Here is a 17,399-nt window from a genome sequence, read left to right on the forward strand (position 1 = left end):
AAAATGTCATACAACAATATGATTATGTAGATAGCGAATGTTTCATGATTGAATTTAAAATTGAAAAAGCAGTAAAACTGATAACAGTTTTACTGCTAAGTAAAAAATTAAGCAACTTTTTCAATAATAATAGATGCATTTGTACCAAGAGCTAATGATAGCCCAAGTCCTGTAACGATTACTTCAACTAATGATGGAGTTGTCGTAATTTGCGTAATTGCTTGAACAACGATAGGTGCTCCAACTGAGATTAAAGTAGCCCCAGTACCTGGTACAGATACCCCATTTACTTGGATTGTAAGCCCCCCTAATACACTTATTGCCGCAGTATATACGATAACAGTGATTTTATAGAATCCAGTTTCAGCAATAACGAAAGTATCAGCATCTAATTGAGAAATTGCTGTACCAAACTGAGATCCAACAGTATTAAATGGTACTGGAGCATTAAGTCCAAGATCTAAAGAAATTCCAGCGGAGTTAAATGCATACAATCCTGCTGGAAGTCCTAGTCCGGATGGGCCAGTCGGTCCAGTAGGTCCAGTAGCCCCAGTAGGCCCCGTAGGTCCAGTAGCTCCAGTGTCACCAGTAGGCCCCGTAGGTCCAGTAGCCCCAGTGTCACCAGTGTCACCAGTAGGCCCCGTAGGTCCAGTAGCCCCAGTGTCACCAGTAGGCCCCGTAGGTCCAGTAGTCCCAGTGACACCAGTAGGTCCAGTAGGTCCAGTAGGTCCAGTAGGCCCCGTAGGTCCAGTAGGCCCCGTAGGTCCAGTAGGTCCAGTCGGCCCGGTTGGCCCAGTCGGAAGGGTAAACGGTGGTATCGGTGGTAATGTAGGTCCTACAAGATTAGGGTCAAATGCACTAGCTGATAAAGATTCATCGGGATTTAATCCATTTGAATAATTATTATTTGACATAAATTCACCTCCATAAAGCGTTCATTATATAGTAGATGCAAAACCGAAAGAAAATGACACGGACATTTGAATTATTGAAAAGAAATCTTAAACTACTTGAACAATTTAAAAAAATGGAAAGTTTAGTATATGTATAACATATGATTGATTTGGAAGAGGGTGATTATGTTGAACAAGCAAGGAATTACAATTAGTTTATGTATGATTGTTCGAGATGAGGAGGAGACAATAGCCCGTTGTTTAGAAACAGTTGAAAAAATTGTGGATGAAATTATAGTAGTTGATACAGGTTCCGTCGATCGAACGAAAGAAATCGTAGAGAAATACACTTCTAACATATATGATTTCCAGTGGATTGATGATTTTGCAGCAGCAAGAAATTTTTCTTTTTCAAAAGCGACGCAAGAGTATATATTGTGGCTAGATGCAGATGACGTATTATTAGAAGATGCTCAAGAAGCATTGAAACTTTTAAAAAGAGAATTAGATCCTAAAATTGATGCTGTTTCGATGCCTTATCACCTTGCAATGGATTCTAACGGGAAACCTTTATATTGTACAAAAAGAAATCGACTTGTAAAGCGTGAAAAACAATTTCAATGGTTTGGAAAGGTTCATGAGTATTTGGCTATTTCTGGTGAGGTTTTTAGTAGTAATGTTGCTATTACACATAAAAAAGAAAAAAAAGTAACAGATCGTAATTTGAAAATTTTTCAAAATACTGTAGCTGCAGGTGAAGAATTGAGTCCGAGAGATTTATTTTATTACGCAAATGAATCTACGGATAACCAAAAATATGATGATGCAGTTCTTCTATATGAAACATTTCTTAATCAAGACGAAGGATGGTATGAAGAAAAAATTTATGCATGTGGTAAGCTAGGAGATTGCTATGCGAAGCTCGGAATGTGGGAGAAGGCAATCGAATCTTGTGTGAAGTCGTTTCGGTATGACGTCCCTAGAGGAGAGAATTGTACAAGAATAGGATATATATATATGGAACAAGAAAAATATAATGAAGCGATATTTTGGTTTAAACTTGCAACGGAAGTACCGATGGCAACGGAAAGTCCTTTCCATAGTCCAGCTAGCTACACATGGCTACCCTATTTACAAATGTGTATTTGTTATAGCAGGTTAGGAGAGCAGGATAAAGCGTATTATTACAATGAATTAGCAGCTTCTTATGTTCCGAATAATGCTGCAATTGAATATAACCGTAAATATTTTCGGGGGGTTTTTGATAAACCGTATAAAGTGTAATAGGTTTCGTTTCTTAGAAATGATGTATCTTTATTCTAACTCTAATAGATTGGTTATATATTAGAGTATCGGTAACGTAACCAATATAGATAAAAGATTTTATACTGCTATTTGTGGGCTAATAATCAGTGGAGGATGAACAAAATCTGCACTTTATAGAATTCATATGAGATTTATATTTCTAATTCAATTTGCATAAGGAGTGTGTGAAATGAATCGCGAAAAAAGTTCTTTATATGAAGAAAAATCCGAGCATTATTATAATGCAGCGAATCCGAATTTATTAAAGCATATAAAAAAGGAATGGAAAGAAGTTCTTGATATTGGTTGCTCGAGCGGTGCATTGGGAGCGGCTATTAAAGAAAATGGTACACGTGTATCAGGAATTGAGGCATTTCCAGAGGCGGCAGAAAAAGCGAAAGAAAGACTAGATCATGTTATTTTAGGGGATATAGAAAAAATAGATCTTCCTTATGAGGAGGGGCAATTTGATTGCGTCATATTTGGGGATGTATTAGAGCATTTATTTGATCCGTGGGCTGTAATAGAAAAAGTAAAGCCATATATAAAGCAAAATGGTGTGATTTTAGCAAGTATACCAAACGTTGCTCATATTTCAGTATTAGCTCCCTTACTTGCTGGAAATTGGACGTATACAGAATATGGTTTATTAGATAAAACACATATTCGTTTCTTTACATTCAATGAAATGCTAAGAATGTTTTTAAAAGCAGGATATTCAATTAGTAAAGTAGATCGTGTATATGTTGATCATAAAATGTATGAACCACTTATTGAGGAGTTATATGGAATTTGTAAAAAATATCGTCTTGGAAGTGGCTTCATGGCTGAGACAGTTGTATTTCAGTATATTATTGAAGCTGAAAAATCACAATTATGAGTGCTGCAGACAAAACAATATTATTTGTTACATGTATAAATGATCGGAAATTGTATGCAAACTGCGTGCGACATATATTGCAATTGTTAGTACCGCCAGGATATATTGTCCAATTTATGCCGATTCGAAATGCGAAAAGTATGACGAGTGGATACAATCAAGCCATTTCGCATCCTGCGAAGTATAAAGTTTATTTACATCAAGATGTTTTTATTATAAATAGGGCTTTTTTATACGGATTACTTCAATTATTTGAGGAACATGAACACCTTGGGATGATTGGGATGGTTGGAGCGCAATATGTTCCTCCGACTGGTGTATGGAACGAAGGGCGTGGAATTGTAGGGAAGGTCATTGGTTATATGAATGATTTGTTTTATATGGCAAGTTTAGAACAACCGTATCATGAATCAAAAACATTTATTCCTGTAGAATGTATTGATGGTTTATTAATGGCGACACAATATGATGTTCCGTGGCGAGAAGACTTATTTGACGGATTTGATTTTTATGATGTATCTCAATCGTTTGAATTTAAAAAAGCAGGATATACAGTTGGTGTACCTGTACAGCGCGATGCTTGGTGTATCCATTATCATTTTGATGTGAATATGACGAACTATGAAAAGTATCGAAAAATATTTGTGGAACACTATATGTCAGATGTAAATAAGGAAGAATAAAAGGGGGGACAAAAATGAAAGATCATACAATATTAGTCGTTGTTTGTGTAAATAATGAGGAGCTTTTCAAACAATGTGAGAGCCAAATAAGAAATATTTTTGTTCCCCCTGGTTATGTCGTACAAATTTTTCCGATACGAGATGCACAAAGTATGGCGAGTGCATACAACCGAGCCCTTTCATATCCAGCGAAATACAAAGTGTATATACATCAAGATACATATCTTATTAATCGAGACATGTTTTCTACACTTATATCTCTTTTTAAAGAAAATGAAAAGCTTGGTTTAATAGGAGTCGCTGGAGCTCAGTTTTTACCGAATAACGGGATATGGTGGGAAGGAAAAAATTTAGTAGGGAAAGTGATTGAGTATAGAAGACAGAATTATCAATTATTAAATTTAGATCAGGTTTTTTATGGTAATCAACCATTTTTGTCAGTTCAGGCAATTGATGGTTTATTCATGGCAACGCAGTATGATATTCCGTGGCGAGAAGATTTGTTTCAAGGGTTTCACTTTTATGATGTGTCACAGTCTTTAGAGTTTCAAAGGGCTGGTTATTTAATCGGTATCCCAAATCAAGCAAATTTATGGTGTATTCATTACAACGGGGATGAGTTTGATGCGGATACATATGAGAAGTACCGGAAAGTGTTTGTAGAACATTACAAAGATATATTATCTCCATCATAAAGGAGAGATGCAAAGTGAAAGGAATTATTTTAGCAGGTGGTACTGGATCTAGATTATATCCAATAACGAAAGTAACGAATAAACATTTACTTCCTGTTGGTCGGTATCCGATGATTTATCATGCGGTATATAAGCTAAAACAATGTGATATTACAGATATTATGATTATTACAGGTAAAGAGCATATGGGGGATGTTGTTAGCTTTTTAGGAAGTGGTCATGAATTTGGAGTGTCCTTTACGTATCGTGTGCAAGATAAAGCAGGCGGTATTGCACAGGCGTTAGGGCTTTGTGAAGATTTCGTCGGGAATGATCGTATGGTAGTTATATTAGGGGATAATATTTTTTCAGATGATATTCTTCCGTATGTTGAAGAGTTTGCAAATCAAAAAGAAGGTGCGAAAGTGCTATTGCAATCTGTAGAAGATCCCGAAAGATTTGGCGTAGCACATATTCAAAATCGAAAAATAGTTGAAATTGAAGAAAAGCCGAAAGAGCCGAAAAGTTCTTATGCGGTTACGGGAATTTATTTGTATGATTCGAAAGTCTTTTCTTATATTAAAGAATTAAAACCTTCTGCACGGGGAGAACTTGAAATTACAGATATAAATAATTGGTATTTAAAACGAGGGGTACTTACTTATAATGAAATGAGCGGCTGGTGGACTGATGCGGGAACTCATGCTTCGCTTCAAAAGGCGAATACGTTAGCGCGGGATATTAACTTTGGGAAACAGTTTAACGGAGAATAGGTGAGAATATGAAAGTTATAGAAACAAATTTTACCGATGCAAAATTGTTAGAACCGAGGTTATTTGGAGACGAGCGTGGTTTTTTTTCAGAGAGTTATAATAAGCAGGTGCTAGAAACATTAGGGATTACGTATTCATTTGTACAGGATAACGTATCTTATTCGGCTAAGGCTGGAACGATTCGAGGACTACACTTTCAAAAAAAACCGAAAGCACAAACGAAACTCATTCAAGTTATGCAAGGGGCAATTTATGATGTTATCGTTGATTTACGAAAAAAATCACCAACATTTAAACAATGGAAAGGGTATATTTTAAGTGCAGATAACCATCGGCAATTACTAGTGCCAAGAGGGTTTGCACATGGATTTTGCACGCTTGTCCCGCATACTATCGTTATGTATAAAGTAGATGAATATTATAGCGCAGAGCATGACTCTGGATTACTTTGGGAAGATAAAGATCTAGCAATTCCTTGGCCAGTAACCGATCCTATATTGTCCGATAAGGATCAGATATTACCATTATTAGAGGAATATGAAGATAGTTTTTAAGTAGGAGCGTTGTTTATGAATATATTAGTAACAGGTGGGGCTGGATTTATTGGAAGTAATTTCGTTCATTACATGCTACAAAGTTATGAAACATATAAAATTATTAATTACGATGCATTAACATATAGCGGGAATTTAAATAATGTAAAATCTCTTCAGAATCACCCGAATTACTTTTTTGTAAAGGGAGAAATTCAAAATGGAGAGCTATTAGAACACGTTATAAAAGAGCGGGACGTACAAGTGATTGTAAATTTTGCAGCTGAATCACATGTGGACCGTAGTATTGAAAATCCGATTCCTTTTTATGATACAAATGTAATTGGGACGGTCACTTTATTAGAACTAGTTAAAAAATATTCGCATATAAAATTTGTGCAAGTATCAACGGATGAAGTGTATGGCTCTTTAGGAAAAACAGGGAAGTTCACAGAGAAAACGCCGTTAGCTCCAAATAGTCCATATTCTTCAAGTAAGGCGAGCGCGGACATGATAGCTCTATCTTACTATAAAACATATCAATTACCGGTTATAGTAACGCGTTGTTCTAACAATTATGGACCGTACCAGTATCCTGAAAAATTAATTCCATTAATGGTTACGAATGCACTAGAAGGAAAAAAACTACCGTTATATGGTGATGGTTTAAATGTAAGAGATTGGTTACATGTAACGGATCATTGCAGTGCGATTGACGTTGTTTTGCATAAGGGACGTGTAGGAGAAGTATATAATATAGGTGGAAATAATGAAAAAACAAATGTAGAAGTTGTGGAACAAATTATTACTCTTTTAGGAAAAACAAAAAAAGACATTGAATATGTTACAGATCGTTTAGGGCACGATCGTCGTTATGCGATTGATGCAGAGAAAATGAAGAATGAATTTGATTGGGAACCGAAATATACGTTTGAACAAGGATTACAAGAGACGGTGAAATGGTATGAAAAGAATAAGGAATGGTGGAAACCACTAAAAGACCAGTAAGGGGCATGTTACATGAAAGAGAGGGTTATCATAACAGGAGCAAACGGTCAATTAGGAAAGCAACTATTTGAAGAGTTAAACTCTGAAGAATATGATATATATCCATTTGATAAAAAGTTATTAGATGTGACAAATATATCCCGAATACAACAAGTGGTACAAGAAATAAAACCACATATAATTATTCATTGTGCTGCCTATACGAAAGTAGATCATGCGGAGAAAGAACAGGATCTTGCATATAGAATAAATGCAATCGGAGCTAGAAATGTAGCGGTTGCTTCACAATTAGTAGGGGCGAAGCTAGTTTATATTAGTACTGATTATGTATTTCAAGGCGCTAGACCAGATGGATACGACGAATTTCATAGTCCAGCGCCGATAAATATATATGGAGCCTCTAAGTATGCGGGGGAGCAGTTCGTCAAAGAGTTACATAATAAATATTTTATCGTTCGCACATCGTGGCTATATGGTAAATATGGAAATAATTTCGTGAAAACGATGATGCGATTAGGAAAAGAAAGAGATGAAATATCTGTTGTAGCGGATCAAGTTGGCTCGCCTACGTATGTGGCGGATTTAAATATGGTTATTAATAAGCTCATTCATACTTCTTTATACGGTACATACCACGTATCAAACAGAGGCTCATGCTCTTGGTTTGAATTTGCACAAAAGATATTTTCGTATGCAAATATGAAAGTGCATGTATTACCTGTTTCAACGGAAGAATTCGGGGCTGCAGCTGCGAGGCCCAAATATTCTATTTTTCAACACAACATGCTACGATTAAATGGTTTTTCACAAATGCCTTCTTGGGAAGAAGGATTAGAGCGGTTTTTTATAGAAACCAAAAGTCATTAACAAATTTCTGTTAATGACTTTTTTGTTTGCCTTTAAGCGGTTTTATGGTACTATAATTATAGTATCAGGTACTAATAACAAGTATAAGTATTTCTGGGAGGATATATCATGGAACTATTACAAGGGAAAACATTTGTTGTTATGGGCGTTGCGAACCAAAGAAGTATTGCATGGGGAATTGCTCGCTCTTTGCATAATGCAGGTGCAAAATTAATATTCACATATGCAGGAGAACGTTTAGAAAGAAACGTTCGTGAATTAGCGGACACATTAGAAGGACAAGAATCACTTGTATTACCTTGTGATGTAACGAATGATGAGGAACTTACAGCTTGCTTTGAAACAATTAAACAAGAAGTAGGTACTATTCACGGTGTAGCACATTGTATTGCTTTTGCAAATCGCGATGACTTAAAAGGTGAATTTGTAGATACTTCTCGCGATGGATTTTTACTTGCACAAAATATTAGTGCATTCTCTTTAACAGCTGTAGCAAGAGAAGCGAAGAAAGTAATGACAGAAGGCGGAAATATTTTAACGTTAACATACCTTGGCGGCGAGCGCGTTGTGAAAAATTATAACGTTATGGGTGTTGCGAAAGCTTCATTAGAAGCGAGCGTGAAATATTTAGCGAACGATTTAGGTCAACATGGTATTCGTGTCAACGCTATTTCTGCAGGACCAATTCGTACGTTGTCTGCAAAAGGTGTAGGCGATTTCAACTCAATCTTAAGAGAAATTGAGGAGCGCGCACCACTTCGTCGTACAACAACTCCAGAAGAAGTTGGCGATACAGCAGTATTCCTATTCAGTGATTTAGCACGTGGAGTAACAGGAGAAAACATTCACGTTGATTCAGGGTATCATATCCTAGGATAAATATAATATTAATTTTTAAAGGACAATCTCTAAATGCTGAGATTGTCCTTTTTATTTGTTCTGAGAAAGAACGATTTTTAACGAAAGTTCTTACCACGTGATGAATATAACTATAATAGTACACGATTTATTCAGCTACGTATGGAAGTGGGAGGGACGAGTGTGAAGAATAAAAATAAAAGTTCAACAGTTGGAAAACCGTTGTTATATATTGCGCAAGTAAGTTTAGAACTTGCTGCACCTAAAATAAAAAGGATTATCCTGACAAACTTTGAAAATGAAGATCAAAAAGAGCAAAGTGATAGACAAGAAAATATTGTAAGCGGTGCTGTGGAAGAGGTAACAGAACAAGAACAACAAGAACAACAAGAACAACAAGAACAACAAGAAGAGCAGCAAGGGGAAGAAAAAATAGAAGAAGAAAAAGAAGAACACGCAGAACAAGAAGAGCAAGAAGAGCAAGAACAACAAGAACAACAAGAACCAGTAAGAACTGTCCCGTATAATAAATCATTTAAGGATATGAATAATGATGAAAAAATTCATTTTTTATTAAACCGCCCTCATTATATTCCGAAAGTAAGGTGCAGAATAAAAACAACTACAGTTTCTTATGTTGGATCGATCATATCGTATCGTAATGGCATTGTATCTATTATGCCGCAAAATAGTATGAGAGATATTAGGTTGTCTATAGATGATATCCAATCGATTAGTATGGCTGGCTTTTAAATATGTAAAGGTGGTAGAAAGCTTCTACCACCCCAATAGTTTTTTAGTTTACTTAACGATAGAAACGTCGCGTAAGCATTGAATCGCACAGAAACAGCTTAAATCAACAGTAATACAAGTAGTTGTAGATATTAATCTTGCATTTGGTACAGCTAAAAACGTACAAATTGGATCGTCACCAGGTGGTACCGGAGAACTGTCACCTAAAACTACAGTTAATACACGTAGTACAGCACAGCTATCGTCATCTACACTTTCCACACGGAAAATTGGAGATCGGCAGCTAGTAAGGCTTGCAGATGGTGCGAATGCTTCAAAAGGTTCTCCAGTTTTTGTGTATAAAATAAAAGGGCGTGTATTAGCTACTGATGCAGTATTGTGTGCACCTAAGAATGGGATTTCACAACCAGATCCACATGTTGTTGTAGAACAATCTTGTAATTCATTGATGAATTTTACAACGTCAACTACACAATGAGAAGAGCCATGGTGTTTATTTTCGTTACAACTCATTAATGTCACTCCTTATCTTCTTGTTTGTATTTACATTAATAAGATATTGGAGTCGAGGAGATTTGGTCACAATCTCAAGACCTTTTTTTTTAAATAGGCGAAAGAGGATAAGGGAAGGTGGAATTATGCTGTTTACAAGCTGGCTTTTATTTTTTATTTTTGCGTTAGCTGCTTTTAGGCTCACTCGTTTAATTGTATATGATAAAATAACAGCCTTTTTGCGAAGACCATTTATTGATGAATTAGAGATTACGGAGCCGGATGGAAGTGTATCAACATTTACAAAAGTAAAAGGTAAAGGATTAAGAAAGTGGATTGGTGAATTGTTAAGCTGTTATTGGTGTACAGGTGTATGGGTTAGTGCTTTTTTATTAGTTTTATATAATTGGATTCCTATCATTGCGGAGCCGTTACTTGCATTATTAGCCATTGCAGGTGCAGCAGCAATCATTGAAACGGTTACAGGATATTTTATGGGAGAATAATATTTTTTCATAATAAGAGAAAAAGCGGAGTTTAAAAGAATCAGGGAACGGAAATAAAGAGTTGTTCATATAGTAAATAGACAGAATTGACAGTAGAGGAGATGTTTGCTGTGAGCAATAATCCAAGGCAAAATTCATATGACCTGCAGCAGTGGTATCATATACAGCAACAACACCAAGCACAACAACAGGCATATCAAGAACAATTACAACAACAAGGATTTGTGAAGAAAAAGGGATGCAATTGTGGGAAAAAGAAGAACGCAATAAAACAATATGAAGAATGAAACACTCATGCTACTGTGAGTGTTTTTTATTATATAAAAAGCGGTATTTCTGTATTAGAAATACCGCTTTTTACTAACTAATTTGTGCAACTGTTAATGCTGCTGCGCGGATGTCTACAGTTCCAATTAACTGAACTGGCACAATTTGAATTAAGTCACCAGGATTTAAGTTAATAAGAATAACACCACTGGATACATCTACTTCACCAGTACCAATAACGTTAGAACGAACTGCTGTACCTGATCCAGGAATAATGTTAGCTGGCGTATTTAATGATAAGAAGAAACGACCAGCTTCTGGTGCAACAGGTGAGTTATCAAGACTAATTGTTAATGTATAACTGATTTGATAAATACCAGCTCGTAGAATTCGAATGCCATCTCCGACACTTACTGTATCGTTGATTACAGGAACAGTAATATTTGGATTTGGACTTACGCTAGGTAATAATAGTGGTGTAAATAGTGAAGCAAACTGAGGTGCAGAAGCATTGAAAGCAAAACCAAAGGCAGGTAGTGTACTAGCTGGCTTCGCCTCACAATCGATTTTAGTAAATTCGCAATCAGAAGAGAACATGTTTTTCACTCCTTTATCTGTTTCTACTTTCAGTTAATGAAAAGGACAGGTTCTATGTTCTAGACAAGTTCCCAATTTTAAGAAATTTACATAAGAATACTCTTTAAGCATGGATTGGGTGGCAGAATTATCTGCCACCCAATCCATGCTTAACTCATTATTTAGTTTTAAATAGAAACATCGCGTAAGCATTGAATAGCGCAGAAGCAACTTAAATCAACAGTAATGCAAGTGGAGGTTGATATTAGTCTTGCATTTGGTACAGCTAAAAACGTACAGATTGGGTCGTCACCAGGTGGTACAGCGGTACCATCACCTAAAACTACAGTTAATACACGCAATACAGCACAGTCATCATCATCTATACTTTCTACGCGGAAAATAGGAGATCGGCAACTAGTAAGGCTTGAAGATGGTGCGAATGCTTCAAAAGGTTCTCCAGTTTTTGTGTATAAAATAAAAGGACGTGTATTAGCTACTGATGCATTGTTATGTGCACCTAAAAATGGAACTTCGCAACCAGATCCACATGTTGTCGTTGCACATTCTTGTAGTTCATGTATAAAACGAACAACATTCGATACACAGTTGAAATCACACTCATGTTGATGATCTTCATTACAATTGCAGCTCATTATGTTCACTCCTTCTCGTGAGTTCTGACATACACTATTACAATATGAGTGGGATATGGTTGATATTACGTTAATTCTTATGATAAAAACAAGGAATTTATATAGGAGGGATGTACATAACGCATTATAAAAAAAGACATCCTTATTTAGTGGATGTCTTTTCAGGTAAATCTTTTCGCACAGTATATAAAAAACGAGATATATCTAATTTCTTTCCTCTGAAAAATTGCGGAGAAGAAATGTAAAGTTCTTCTTTCGCACGTGTAATGGCGACATAAAGTAATCGGCGTTCTTCTTCTAATGCTTCAGAAGTTTCCGTAACACGATCATTTGCATCTTTTAAAGAAGAAGTATGCGGCAGGATCCCATCACTCGCTCCAAGTAAAAAGACACATGGAAATTCAAGGCCTTTTGCGTTATGAATTGACATAAGTGAAACGGCATCTTTTTGCGGCATTGTTTTTAATGCTTCCATTTCTTTTTGACCTTGAATTGCTTCGTCAATAAATTGTAAATAAGCTGGAATATCGGTGAAACGAGTTGCAGACTCCATTAATTCTTCCAACATTTCTTCTTGTATGTCTTTATGCATCGTAAAGGAAGAACGATCGTTACTTTGTAAGTACTCTAAATATTTTCCTTTACCATGAATGATTTCTTTTAATGCTTTTTTCGGTTCTAATTCTTTAATAAATTTAATAAAATCAATACGCTCATTTACTTTTTTCACTTGAAAAGGTTTTAAGCTCGGATTTAATAATAAGAAATGAAGAAGAGAAGGAAAACGGCCTTCACCATATTTCCATTGTTCACGCTCAATAAATGAAATACAATCATCACGTCCGATATACATCGTCGGCAATATGTTTGAAAGTGATTCTAGTCGAAACGGCTCAATCACGAGTCTTAAATGATCTAATACAGGCTTAATTAAAGAATGTTCATAAAATGATTGGCTCGCCCCGTGTTTAATAAACGGGATTTTATGAATGGTAAGCTGATCAAGTAACGAACGGCTTACAGAATGTGTGCGATACAGTAAACAAAAATCTTTATAGTTTCGTTCACCGCTATCCACTTTTTCTTGAATGAGCTGTAAAATTTGATTTGCTTCATCAAGAGTCGTAGCAGGTCTTGAATAAAAAGGTTGTACACCTTCCTCACGAACGGAGTATAGCTCTTTATCAAAACGTTCTTGATTTAATTTTATAACTTCATTTCCAAGCCCGACGATAAAGGGATTGGATCGATAATTCGTATTTAGTGCAATGATTGTTGTGTTATCAAATTCTTTTGGAAAAGATAAAATAATTTGGTGACTTGCCCCTCGCCAGCCATAGATAGCTTGATCATCATCACCTGCGATGAACAAATTATTTCTTGGTGTGGCTAACAATTTTACAATTTCATATTGTGCATACGATGTATCTTGAAACTCATCTACTTCAATGTAGTGAAAACGTTGTTGTAATTGAGTTAGTAAAGGAGCATTATTTTCTAACATATAATATGTTTCCAATAAGATGTCATCGAAATCAATATAATTGTATCGTTGTTTTACTTCTTCAAAACGTTCATATACTTCTTTAAATTCTTGTTCCACTGGTGTTTTCGCTTTTACATCTTTCGGACGATTTAATTTGTTTTTCTCAAGTGAAATCATCGCGAGTATCGTTTCCGCATCATAATCGTCTTTTAAACGCAATTCTTTTAAGATTTTCTTTATCATAATTTGTTTATGTTTTTCATTTGCTAAAATTTGCTGATTATACCCTTGACTACGAAGCAATTTTAAGAAAACAGAGTGGAATGTACCAGCAACAACATAGCTACTTGCTGCATGATTCATACCCGGTAACTTCGCAACACGACTTCGTATTTCTTCAGCTGCTTTTTGTGTAAATGTAAGTAATAAAATATTTCGTGGATGAACTTGTTTTACATTTACTAAATAGCCAACGCGAGTTGTTAAAACAGATGTTTTCCCGCTTCCAGCACCAGCTAGTGTGAGAACAGGACCTTCTGTTGTGCGCACGGCTTCTAATTGTTTTTCGTTTAAAAAAACATTTTGTTGTTCGAGAGCGCGGAAATAAGCCGCATCTACATCTTCTTCCATAATTAAATGGGTAGATGTTTTCGGAATATGATATGTCGCACGCGGAATATCGGCGTGTGTTAACGATTTTTGTGAAAATTTTTCTTGTGTCATATGTTCACCTTCAAAACTATAGCATCAACATTTAACTTTAGCGGAAGAAAAAGAAAATAGCAATGTAAAAAACAGGAGGGGTCACCTCCTGCTTTCAAATTACAATTCTTTTATCATTACGACGTGCGGGATATTTGCTTCCATAAATACATCAGAACTCGTTACATAGCCAAGTTTTTTATAGAAATCTTCAGCATGTGTTTGAGCATGAAGTTTCAATTTTGGTAGCGAATTTTCTTTTGCATACGCTTCAAGCGCATCCATAACAATTTTTCCGATACCTTTTTTACGATGGGAACCTAGCACGCAAATGCGTTCCATTTTCCCTATACCATCAAGGGTGCGAAAACGTCCAGCACCAACTGGAACATCATTGTCATATATAACAACGTGTGTTGAAGTTTCTTCAAACTCATCGTACTCTTCTTCAGCAGAGACACGTTGTTCATTTACAAACACTTGTTTACGTACAGAGAATGCATCTCTTAGTTGTTCGTCCGTTTGTACAATCTGTGCGTGCAAATTAGTTGTTCCCCTTTCCAAGGTGGAATGTTTCGTGTACAGTCCATGTTCCATTTTCTAATTGATATAGAAGATGGAAACGATCAATTGGTTGTTCATAATAGAAATCTTTCATACGTAATCGACCCAATACATCAGCATGCTCTGCATCTGATAAGCCTTGTCCGATTGTTAAGTGAGGTACGAAAGCATATTCGCGTTCTTGTGTGAATAACCCGCCATGCATTTCTTCATTTAAGAAAGTAAGTTCAGGTGTTTTTTCTACTTTAAAATAAAGGACGTTATTAACAGGTGCGAATGAACCAACTTTCCCAACATGAAGGGTGAAAGGATTCGTTTTACCTGCGATTGTATGTAGCTCGTTTACAATCGATTCTAATTGTTCATCTTGCGTCTCAAAGGGTGTTTTCAATGTAATATGTGGCGGAACTAATGCGTAGTGCGGGTCATAACGCTTACGCAATCCGTTCGCTTTATCTTGAATCATTTTAGATGGAAAAATTACAATGCCTAATTTCATGTTCCAATTCCTCCCTTTGTAAGTCTAGTTAGATTTTGAGATAAATAAATCTCTTTATCTATTATATCAAATTATTCTGAATACTGCTCTCTATTATTTCATTGATAGAATATGAGAGAAGGCTTTCGGTAAATCAGTTTGCCAATATTTCCAAGTATGATTACCTTCAAACTCCTCGTAATGCGTAATGAAATTTCTATCTGTGAGAAGTGTATTTAACTCACGGTTTGGTTCTACGAAATCAGATACTTGTCCATCAGTACGCTTTACAGCCGTTTCTTCTGTACCAATGACGTGATACAGTTCTAATGCTTGTGGATCTTTGAAGTCTTTTGCTAAGTTCATCACTGTCTCATCCACAAATGGTGATTGCATAACGACTTTACCGAATGTATGCGGATACATAAGTGCAGTCATAAAGGAAACTGTTCCGCCAAGAGAATCACCAATTAAAACACGACCTTTTCCCATTTGGTACGTTGGATAATTTTCATCAATATATGGTGCAAGTTCATGAGCAAGGAAACGAATATATGCAGCATTTTTCACTTCACTTGGGAAATATTTTTCTTTACGATCCTGTACATTTTTATATGGAATACCGACAATAATTGTACGGTCAATTTCTTCAGTTTCACGAAGGCGCTCAATTACACGGTGCGCTTTACCAAGCTGAAAATAATCTCTACCATCTTGTGCAATTACAACTGTATGTTTGTGCAGTGGTGTGTAATTTACTGGCAAATAAACGAGAAGCGTAACGTCTTCTTGAAGTGATGCGCTATAAAATGAAATTTCTTCAATTCTCCCTATTGTTTGACTCATGTAGATCCCCCTAAATAAAAATTTACTGTAACGATTGTAAGAGCGACGCTTGTAGTGAAAAAGGAAATAAATATTCACTAATTGGTGCCTTAATTTCTATTTTACCATAATGGTACGAAGAATCTAAAAAATTAGTATTTAAGTTACGAAAGAAAACGGATATAATGAAGTGGGATTTTTGACAGGTGAGAGGGGAGACAGGATTTGAAACAAGAAAAATCAATCGCACTACCATTGGCTATTTCTATAATTGCTATTTCCTTTGCAGCAGTTTTTGTAAAGATGTCCTCAGCACCATCTTCAATATTAAGTATGTACCGCTTATGGATTATCGTACTTATTATGCTGCCTATCGTATGGAAAAAAAGAGAGGAATTTAATAGGATTCAAATGAAAGATTGGGGCTTTTTAATTGGATCTGGTTTCTTTTTAGCACTTCATTTTCTTTTATGGTTTGAATCTTTAAAGCATACAACAGTTGCTAGTTCAACAATTATTTTGGCACTTCAACCGATCGTATCTTTAGTTGGAGGTTTTTTTCTGTTCAAAGAAAGAACAACATATTCAGCCATTGCAACGATGGGAATCGCTATTCTAGGCGTAATGTGCATTGGTTGGGGAGATTTAGGTTTAAGTAAGCAAGCAATTTATGGAGACATATTATCCTTTCTAAGTGTAATAGCAGTTGTCGGTTATTTATTTATCGGGCAAACGACAGTAAAGAAAGTATCACACTGGATTTATAGCTTTACAGTCTTTGCATTCGCAGGTCTTTTTATGGGGATTTATAATGTCATATTGCAAGTCCCCTTTACAGGTTATACGAAGTGGGATTGGACCGTTTTTCTTTTACTTGCGGTTGTGCCGACAGTGTCACATGTAATTAATAACTGGCTATTAAATTATGTAAATGCAACGACAATTTCAATGAGTATTTTAGGAGAACCTGTTGGAGCATCTATACTTGCGTTCTTCTTACTTGGAGAAAAATTAAATGCAATGCAAATTATCGGTAGCATGCTCGTATTGTTTGGTGTATCTGTTTTCTTACTGCAGCAACAAAAGCGAACATCAAAAAATGTCGTAAACGAGCCGGTGTACACACAGGAATTATAGTGTTAGGGGAGAAAAGAGAAGTTGTGATACTTCTCTTTTTTTTTTTAGAAATACGGGCGTAGAAGGGGGAGGGAAATGGAGTTTCCATCAAAAAAAGATACATGGTTATATCCAATTTTTTTATTGTTTTGGGTGCTTGTTTTGCACCAATTTTTGTAGGGAGAGAATATTTTCTTTTGCTTTTTACAATTCCATTAGCAATGTTGTTTAGCTGGAGTTGTTTTTTGGCAAAATATATTGCCCGGGAAGAAATAATTACGATTAGATCGGGTCACGTTACAAAACGTATTTTTATACGAGATATAAAACAAATTTCAAATACGAAAAATCCAATAGCAGCCCATGCATTATCATTTGACCGACTTGAAATTGTTTACGATACATATAAAGCAGAAATTATTTCTCCAAGAAATAAAGAACAATTTATTAATCTTGTAAAAAGTAAAAACTCAAATATTGAAATCAAGTAAAAGAGTGGCTACA

21 protein-coding genes and 1 pseudogene are annotated in these 17,399 nt (G+C 35.7%); 14 read left to right on the forward strand and 8 right to left on the reverse strand.

Annotated features, from left to right (window positions below; all coding sequences use genetic code 11):
• Positions 1-107: 107 nt before the first annotated feature.
• On the reverse strand, positions 108-914 hold the full coding sequence (locus MHH27_RS06510; RefSeq protein WP_340941974.1) for a BclA C-terminal domain-containing protein: 807 nt from the start codon (positions 912-914) through the stop codon (positions 108-110).
• Positions 915-1,079: 165 nt separating this feature from the next.
• Between MHH27_RS06510 and MHH27_RS06515 the strand changes: the two genes are divergently transcribed.
• The 10 genes from MHH27_RS06515 (at position 1,080) to MHH27_RS06560 (ending at position 9,227) form a co-directional block, all read left to right on the forward strand.
• The gene (locus tag MHH27_RS06515) at positions 1,080-2,177 is read left to right on the forward strand and encodes a glycosyltransferase (protein ID WP_090975820.1); all 1,098 of its coding nucleotides are present in this window, start codon (positions 1,080-1,082) and stop codon (positions 2,175-2,177) included.
• A 211-nt stretch (positions 2,178-2,388) separates the two neighbouring features.
• On the forward strand, positions 2,389-3,078 hold the full coding sequence (locus MHH27_RS06520; RefSeq protein WP_001078430.1) for a class I SAM-dependent methyltransferase: 690 nt from the start codon (positions 2,389-2,391) through the stop codon (positions 3,076-3,078).
• Positions 3,075-3,761: a glycosyltransferase family protein gene (locus tag MHH27_RS06525; RefSeq protein ID WP_001271183.1), complete on the forward strand. Its 687-nt coding sequence runs from the start codon at positions 3,075-3,077 to the stop codon at positions 3,759-3,761. The genes MHH27_RS06520 and MHH27_RS06525 overlap by 4 nt, the downstream gene beginning before the upstream one ends.
• A gap of 14 nt (positions 3,762-3,775) precedes the next feature.
• Positions 3,776-4,456, forward strand: a complete 681-nt coding sequence (locus tag MHH27_RS06530) for a glycosyltransferase family protein (RefSeq protein WP_000651524.1) — start codon at positions 3,776-3,778, stop codon at positions 4,454-4,456.
• 14 nt (positions 4,457-4,470) lie between these two features.
• A complete protein-coding gene (locus MHH27_RS06535; protein WP_000676160.1) occupies positions 4,471-5,208 on the forward strand; it encodes a sugar phosphate nucleotidyltransferase in 738 nt (245 codons plus the stop codon).
• 8 nt (positions 5,209-5,216) lie between these two features.
• Positions 5,217-5,762, forward strand: coding sequence for a dTDP-4-dehydrorhamnose 3,5-epimerase (gene rfbC / locus MHH27_RS06540; protein WP_000864165.1), 546 nt, complete (start codon positions 5,217-5,219; stop codon positions 5,760-5,762).
• Positions 5,763-5,777: 15 nt separating this feature from the next.
• Entirely contained in the window at positions 5,778-6,749 is a 972-nt protein-coding gene (rfbB, locus tag MHH27_RS06545) for a dTDP-glucose 4,6-dehydratase (protein WP_001024177.1), read from the forward strand.
• A 12-nt stretch (positions 6,750-6,761) separates the two neighbouring features.
• Complete coding sequence (gene rfbD / locus MHH27_RS06550; protein WP_098235198.1) at positions 6,762-7,616, forward strand: dTDP-4-dehydrorhamnose reductase; 855 nt, start codon at positions 6,762-6,764, stop codon at positions 7,614-7,616.
• 108 nt (positions 7,617-7,724) lie between these two features.
• Positions 7,725-8,495, forward strand: coding sequence for an enoyl-ACP reductase FabI (fabI, locus tag MHH27_RS06555; protein ID WP_000421885.1), 771 nt, complete (start codon positions 7,725-7,727; stop codon positions 8,493-8,495).
• 141 nt (positions 8,496-8,636) lie between these two features.
• Positions 8,637-9,227 (forward strand): spore coat CotO family protein, encoded by a 591-nt coding sequence (locus tag MHH27_RS06560; protein ID WP_340941979.1) that lies wholly within the window; start codon positions 8,637-8,639, stop codon positions 9,225-9,227.
• A 48-nt stretch (positions 9,228-9,275) separates the two neighbouring features.
• On the opposite strand, the gene exsY is transcribed toward MHH27_RS06560, so the two are convergent.
• Entirely contained in the window at positions 9,276-9,740 is a 465-nt protein-coding gene (gene exsY / locus MHH27_RS06565; protein WP_001277740.1) for an exosporium assembly protein ExsY, read from the reverse strand.
• A 125-nt stretch (positions 9,741-9,865) separates the two neighbouring features.
• On the opposite strand from exsY, the gene MHH27_RS06570 reads away from it, so the two are divergent.
• Complete coding sequence (locus MHH27_RS06570) at positions 9,866-10,225, forward strand: DUF1360 domain-containing protein (RefSeq protein ID WP_000899660.1); 360 nt, start codon at positions 9,866-9,868, stop codon at positions 10,223-10,225.
• A 101-nt stretch (positions 10,226-10,326) separates the two neighbouring features.
• Positions 10,327-10,512: a hypothetical protein gene (locus MHH27_RS06575; RefSeq protein ID WP_023521433.1), complete on the forward strand. Its 186-nt coding sequence runs from the start codon at positions 10,327-10,329 to the stop codon at positions 10,510-10,512.
• 73 nt (positions 10,513-10,585) lie between these two features.
• On the opposite strand, the gene exsF is transcribed toward MHH27_RS06575, so the two are convergent.
• The 6 genes from exsF to MHH27_RS06605 form a co-directional block, all read right to left on the reverse strand.
• Entirely contained in the window at positions 10,586-11,089 is a 504-nt protein-coding gene (gene exsF / locus MHH27_RS06580; protein ID WP_000492939.1) for an exosporium protein ExsF, read from the reverse strand.
• Between the two features lie 167 nt (positions 11,090-11,256).
• On the reverse strand, positions 11,257-11,724 hold the full coding sequence (gene cotY, locus MHH27_RS06585; protein WP_001277719.1) for a spore coat protein CotY: 468 nt from the start codon (positions 11,722-11,724) through the stop codon (positions 11,257-11,259).
• Between the two features lie 142 nt (positions 11,725-11,866).
• Complete coding sequence (locus MHH27_RS06590) at positions 11,867-13,933, reverse strand: ATP-dependent helicase (protein WP_072939702.1); 2,067 nt, start codon at positions 13,931-13,933, stop codon at positions 11,867-11,869.
• A 99-nt stretch (positions 13,934-14,032) separates the two neighbouring features.
• Positions 14,033-14,455 (reverse strand): GNAT family N-acetyltransferase, encoded by a 423-nt coding sequence (locus MHH27_RS06595; protein WP_000543305.1) that lies wholly within the window; start codon positions 14,453-14,455, stop codon positions 14,033-14,035.
• 1 nt (position 14,456) lies between these two features.
• The gene (locus tag MHH27_RS06600) at positions 14,457-14,975 is read right to left on the reverse strand and encodes a YjcG family protein (RefSeq protein WP_000765871.1); all 519 of its coding nucleotides are present in this window, start codon (positions 14,973-14,975) and stop codon (positions 14,457-14,459) included.
• A gap of 93 nt (positions 14,976-15,068) precedes the next feature.
• Entirely contained in the window at positions 15,069-15,800 is a 732-nt protein-coding gene (locus tag MHH27_RS06605) for an alpha/beta hydrolase (RefSeq protein WP_000084015.1), read from the reverse strand.
• Between the two features lie 204 nt (positions 15,801-16,004).
• On the opposite strand from MHH27_RS06605, the gene MHH27_RS06610 reads away from it, so the two are divergent.
• Together MHH27_RS06610 and MHH27_RS06615 are read left to right on the forward strand one after the other, a co-directional pair.
• Positions 16,005-16,916 carry a DMT family transporter gene (locus MHH27_RS06610; protein ID WP_016082441.1) on the forward strand — a complete coding sequence of 304 codons (912 nt, stop codon included), beginning with the start codon at positions 16,005-16,007 and terminating at the stop codon, positions 16,914-16,916.
• A gap of 75 nt (positions 16,917-16,991) precedes the next feature.
• Positions 16,992-17,386: pseudogene (locus MHH27_RS06615) on the forward strand (PH domain-containing protein).
• Positions 17,387-17,399: the final 13 nt, after the last annotated feature.

The organism is Bacillus sp. FSL L8-0152, from assembly GCF_038006365.1.
Classification (GTDB): Bacteria; Bacillota; Bacilli; order Bacillales; family Bacillaceae_G; genus Bacillus_A; species Bacillus_A cereus.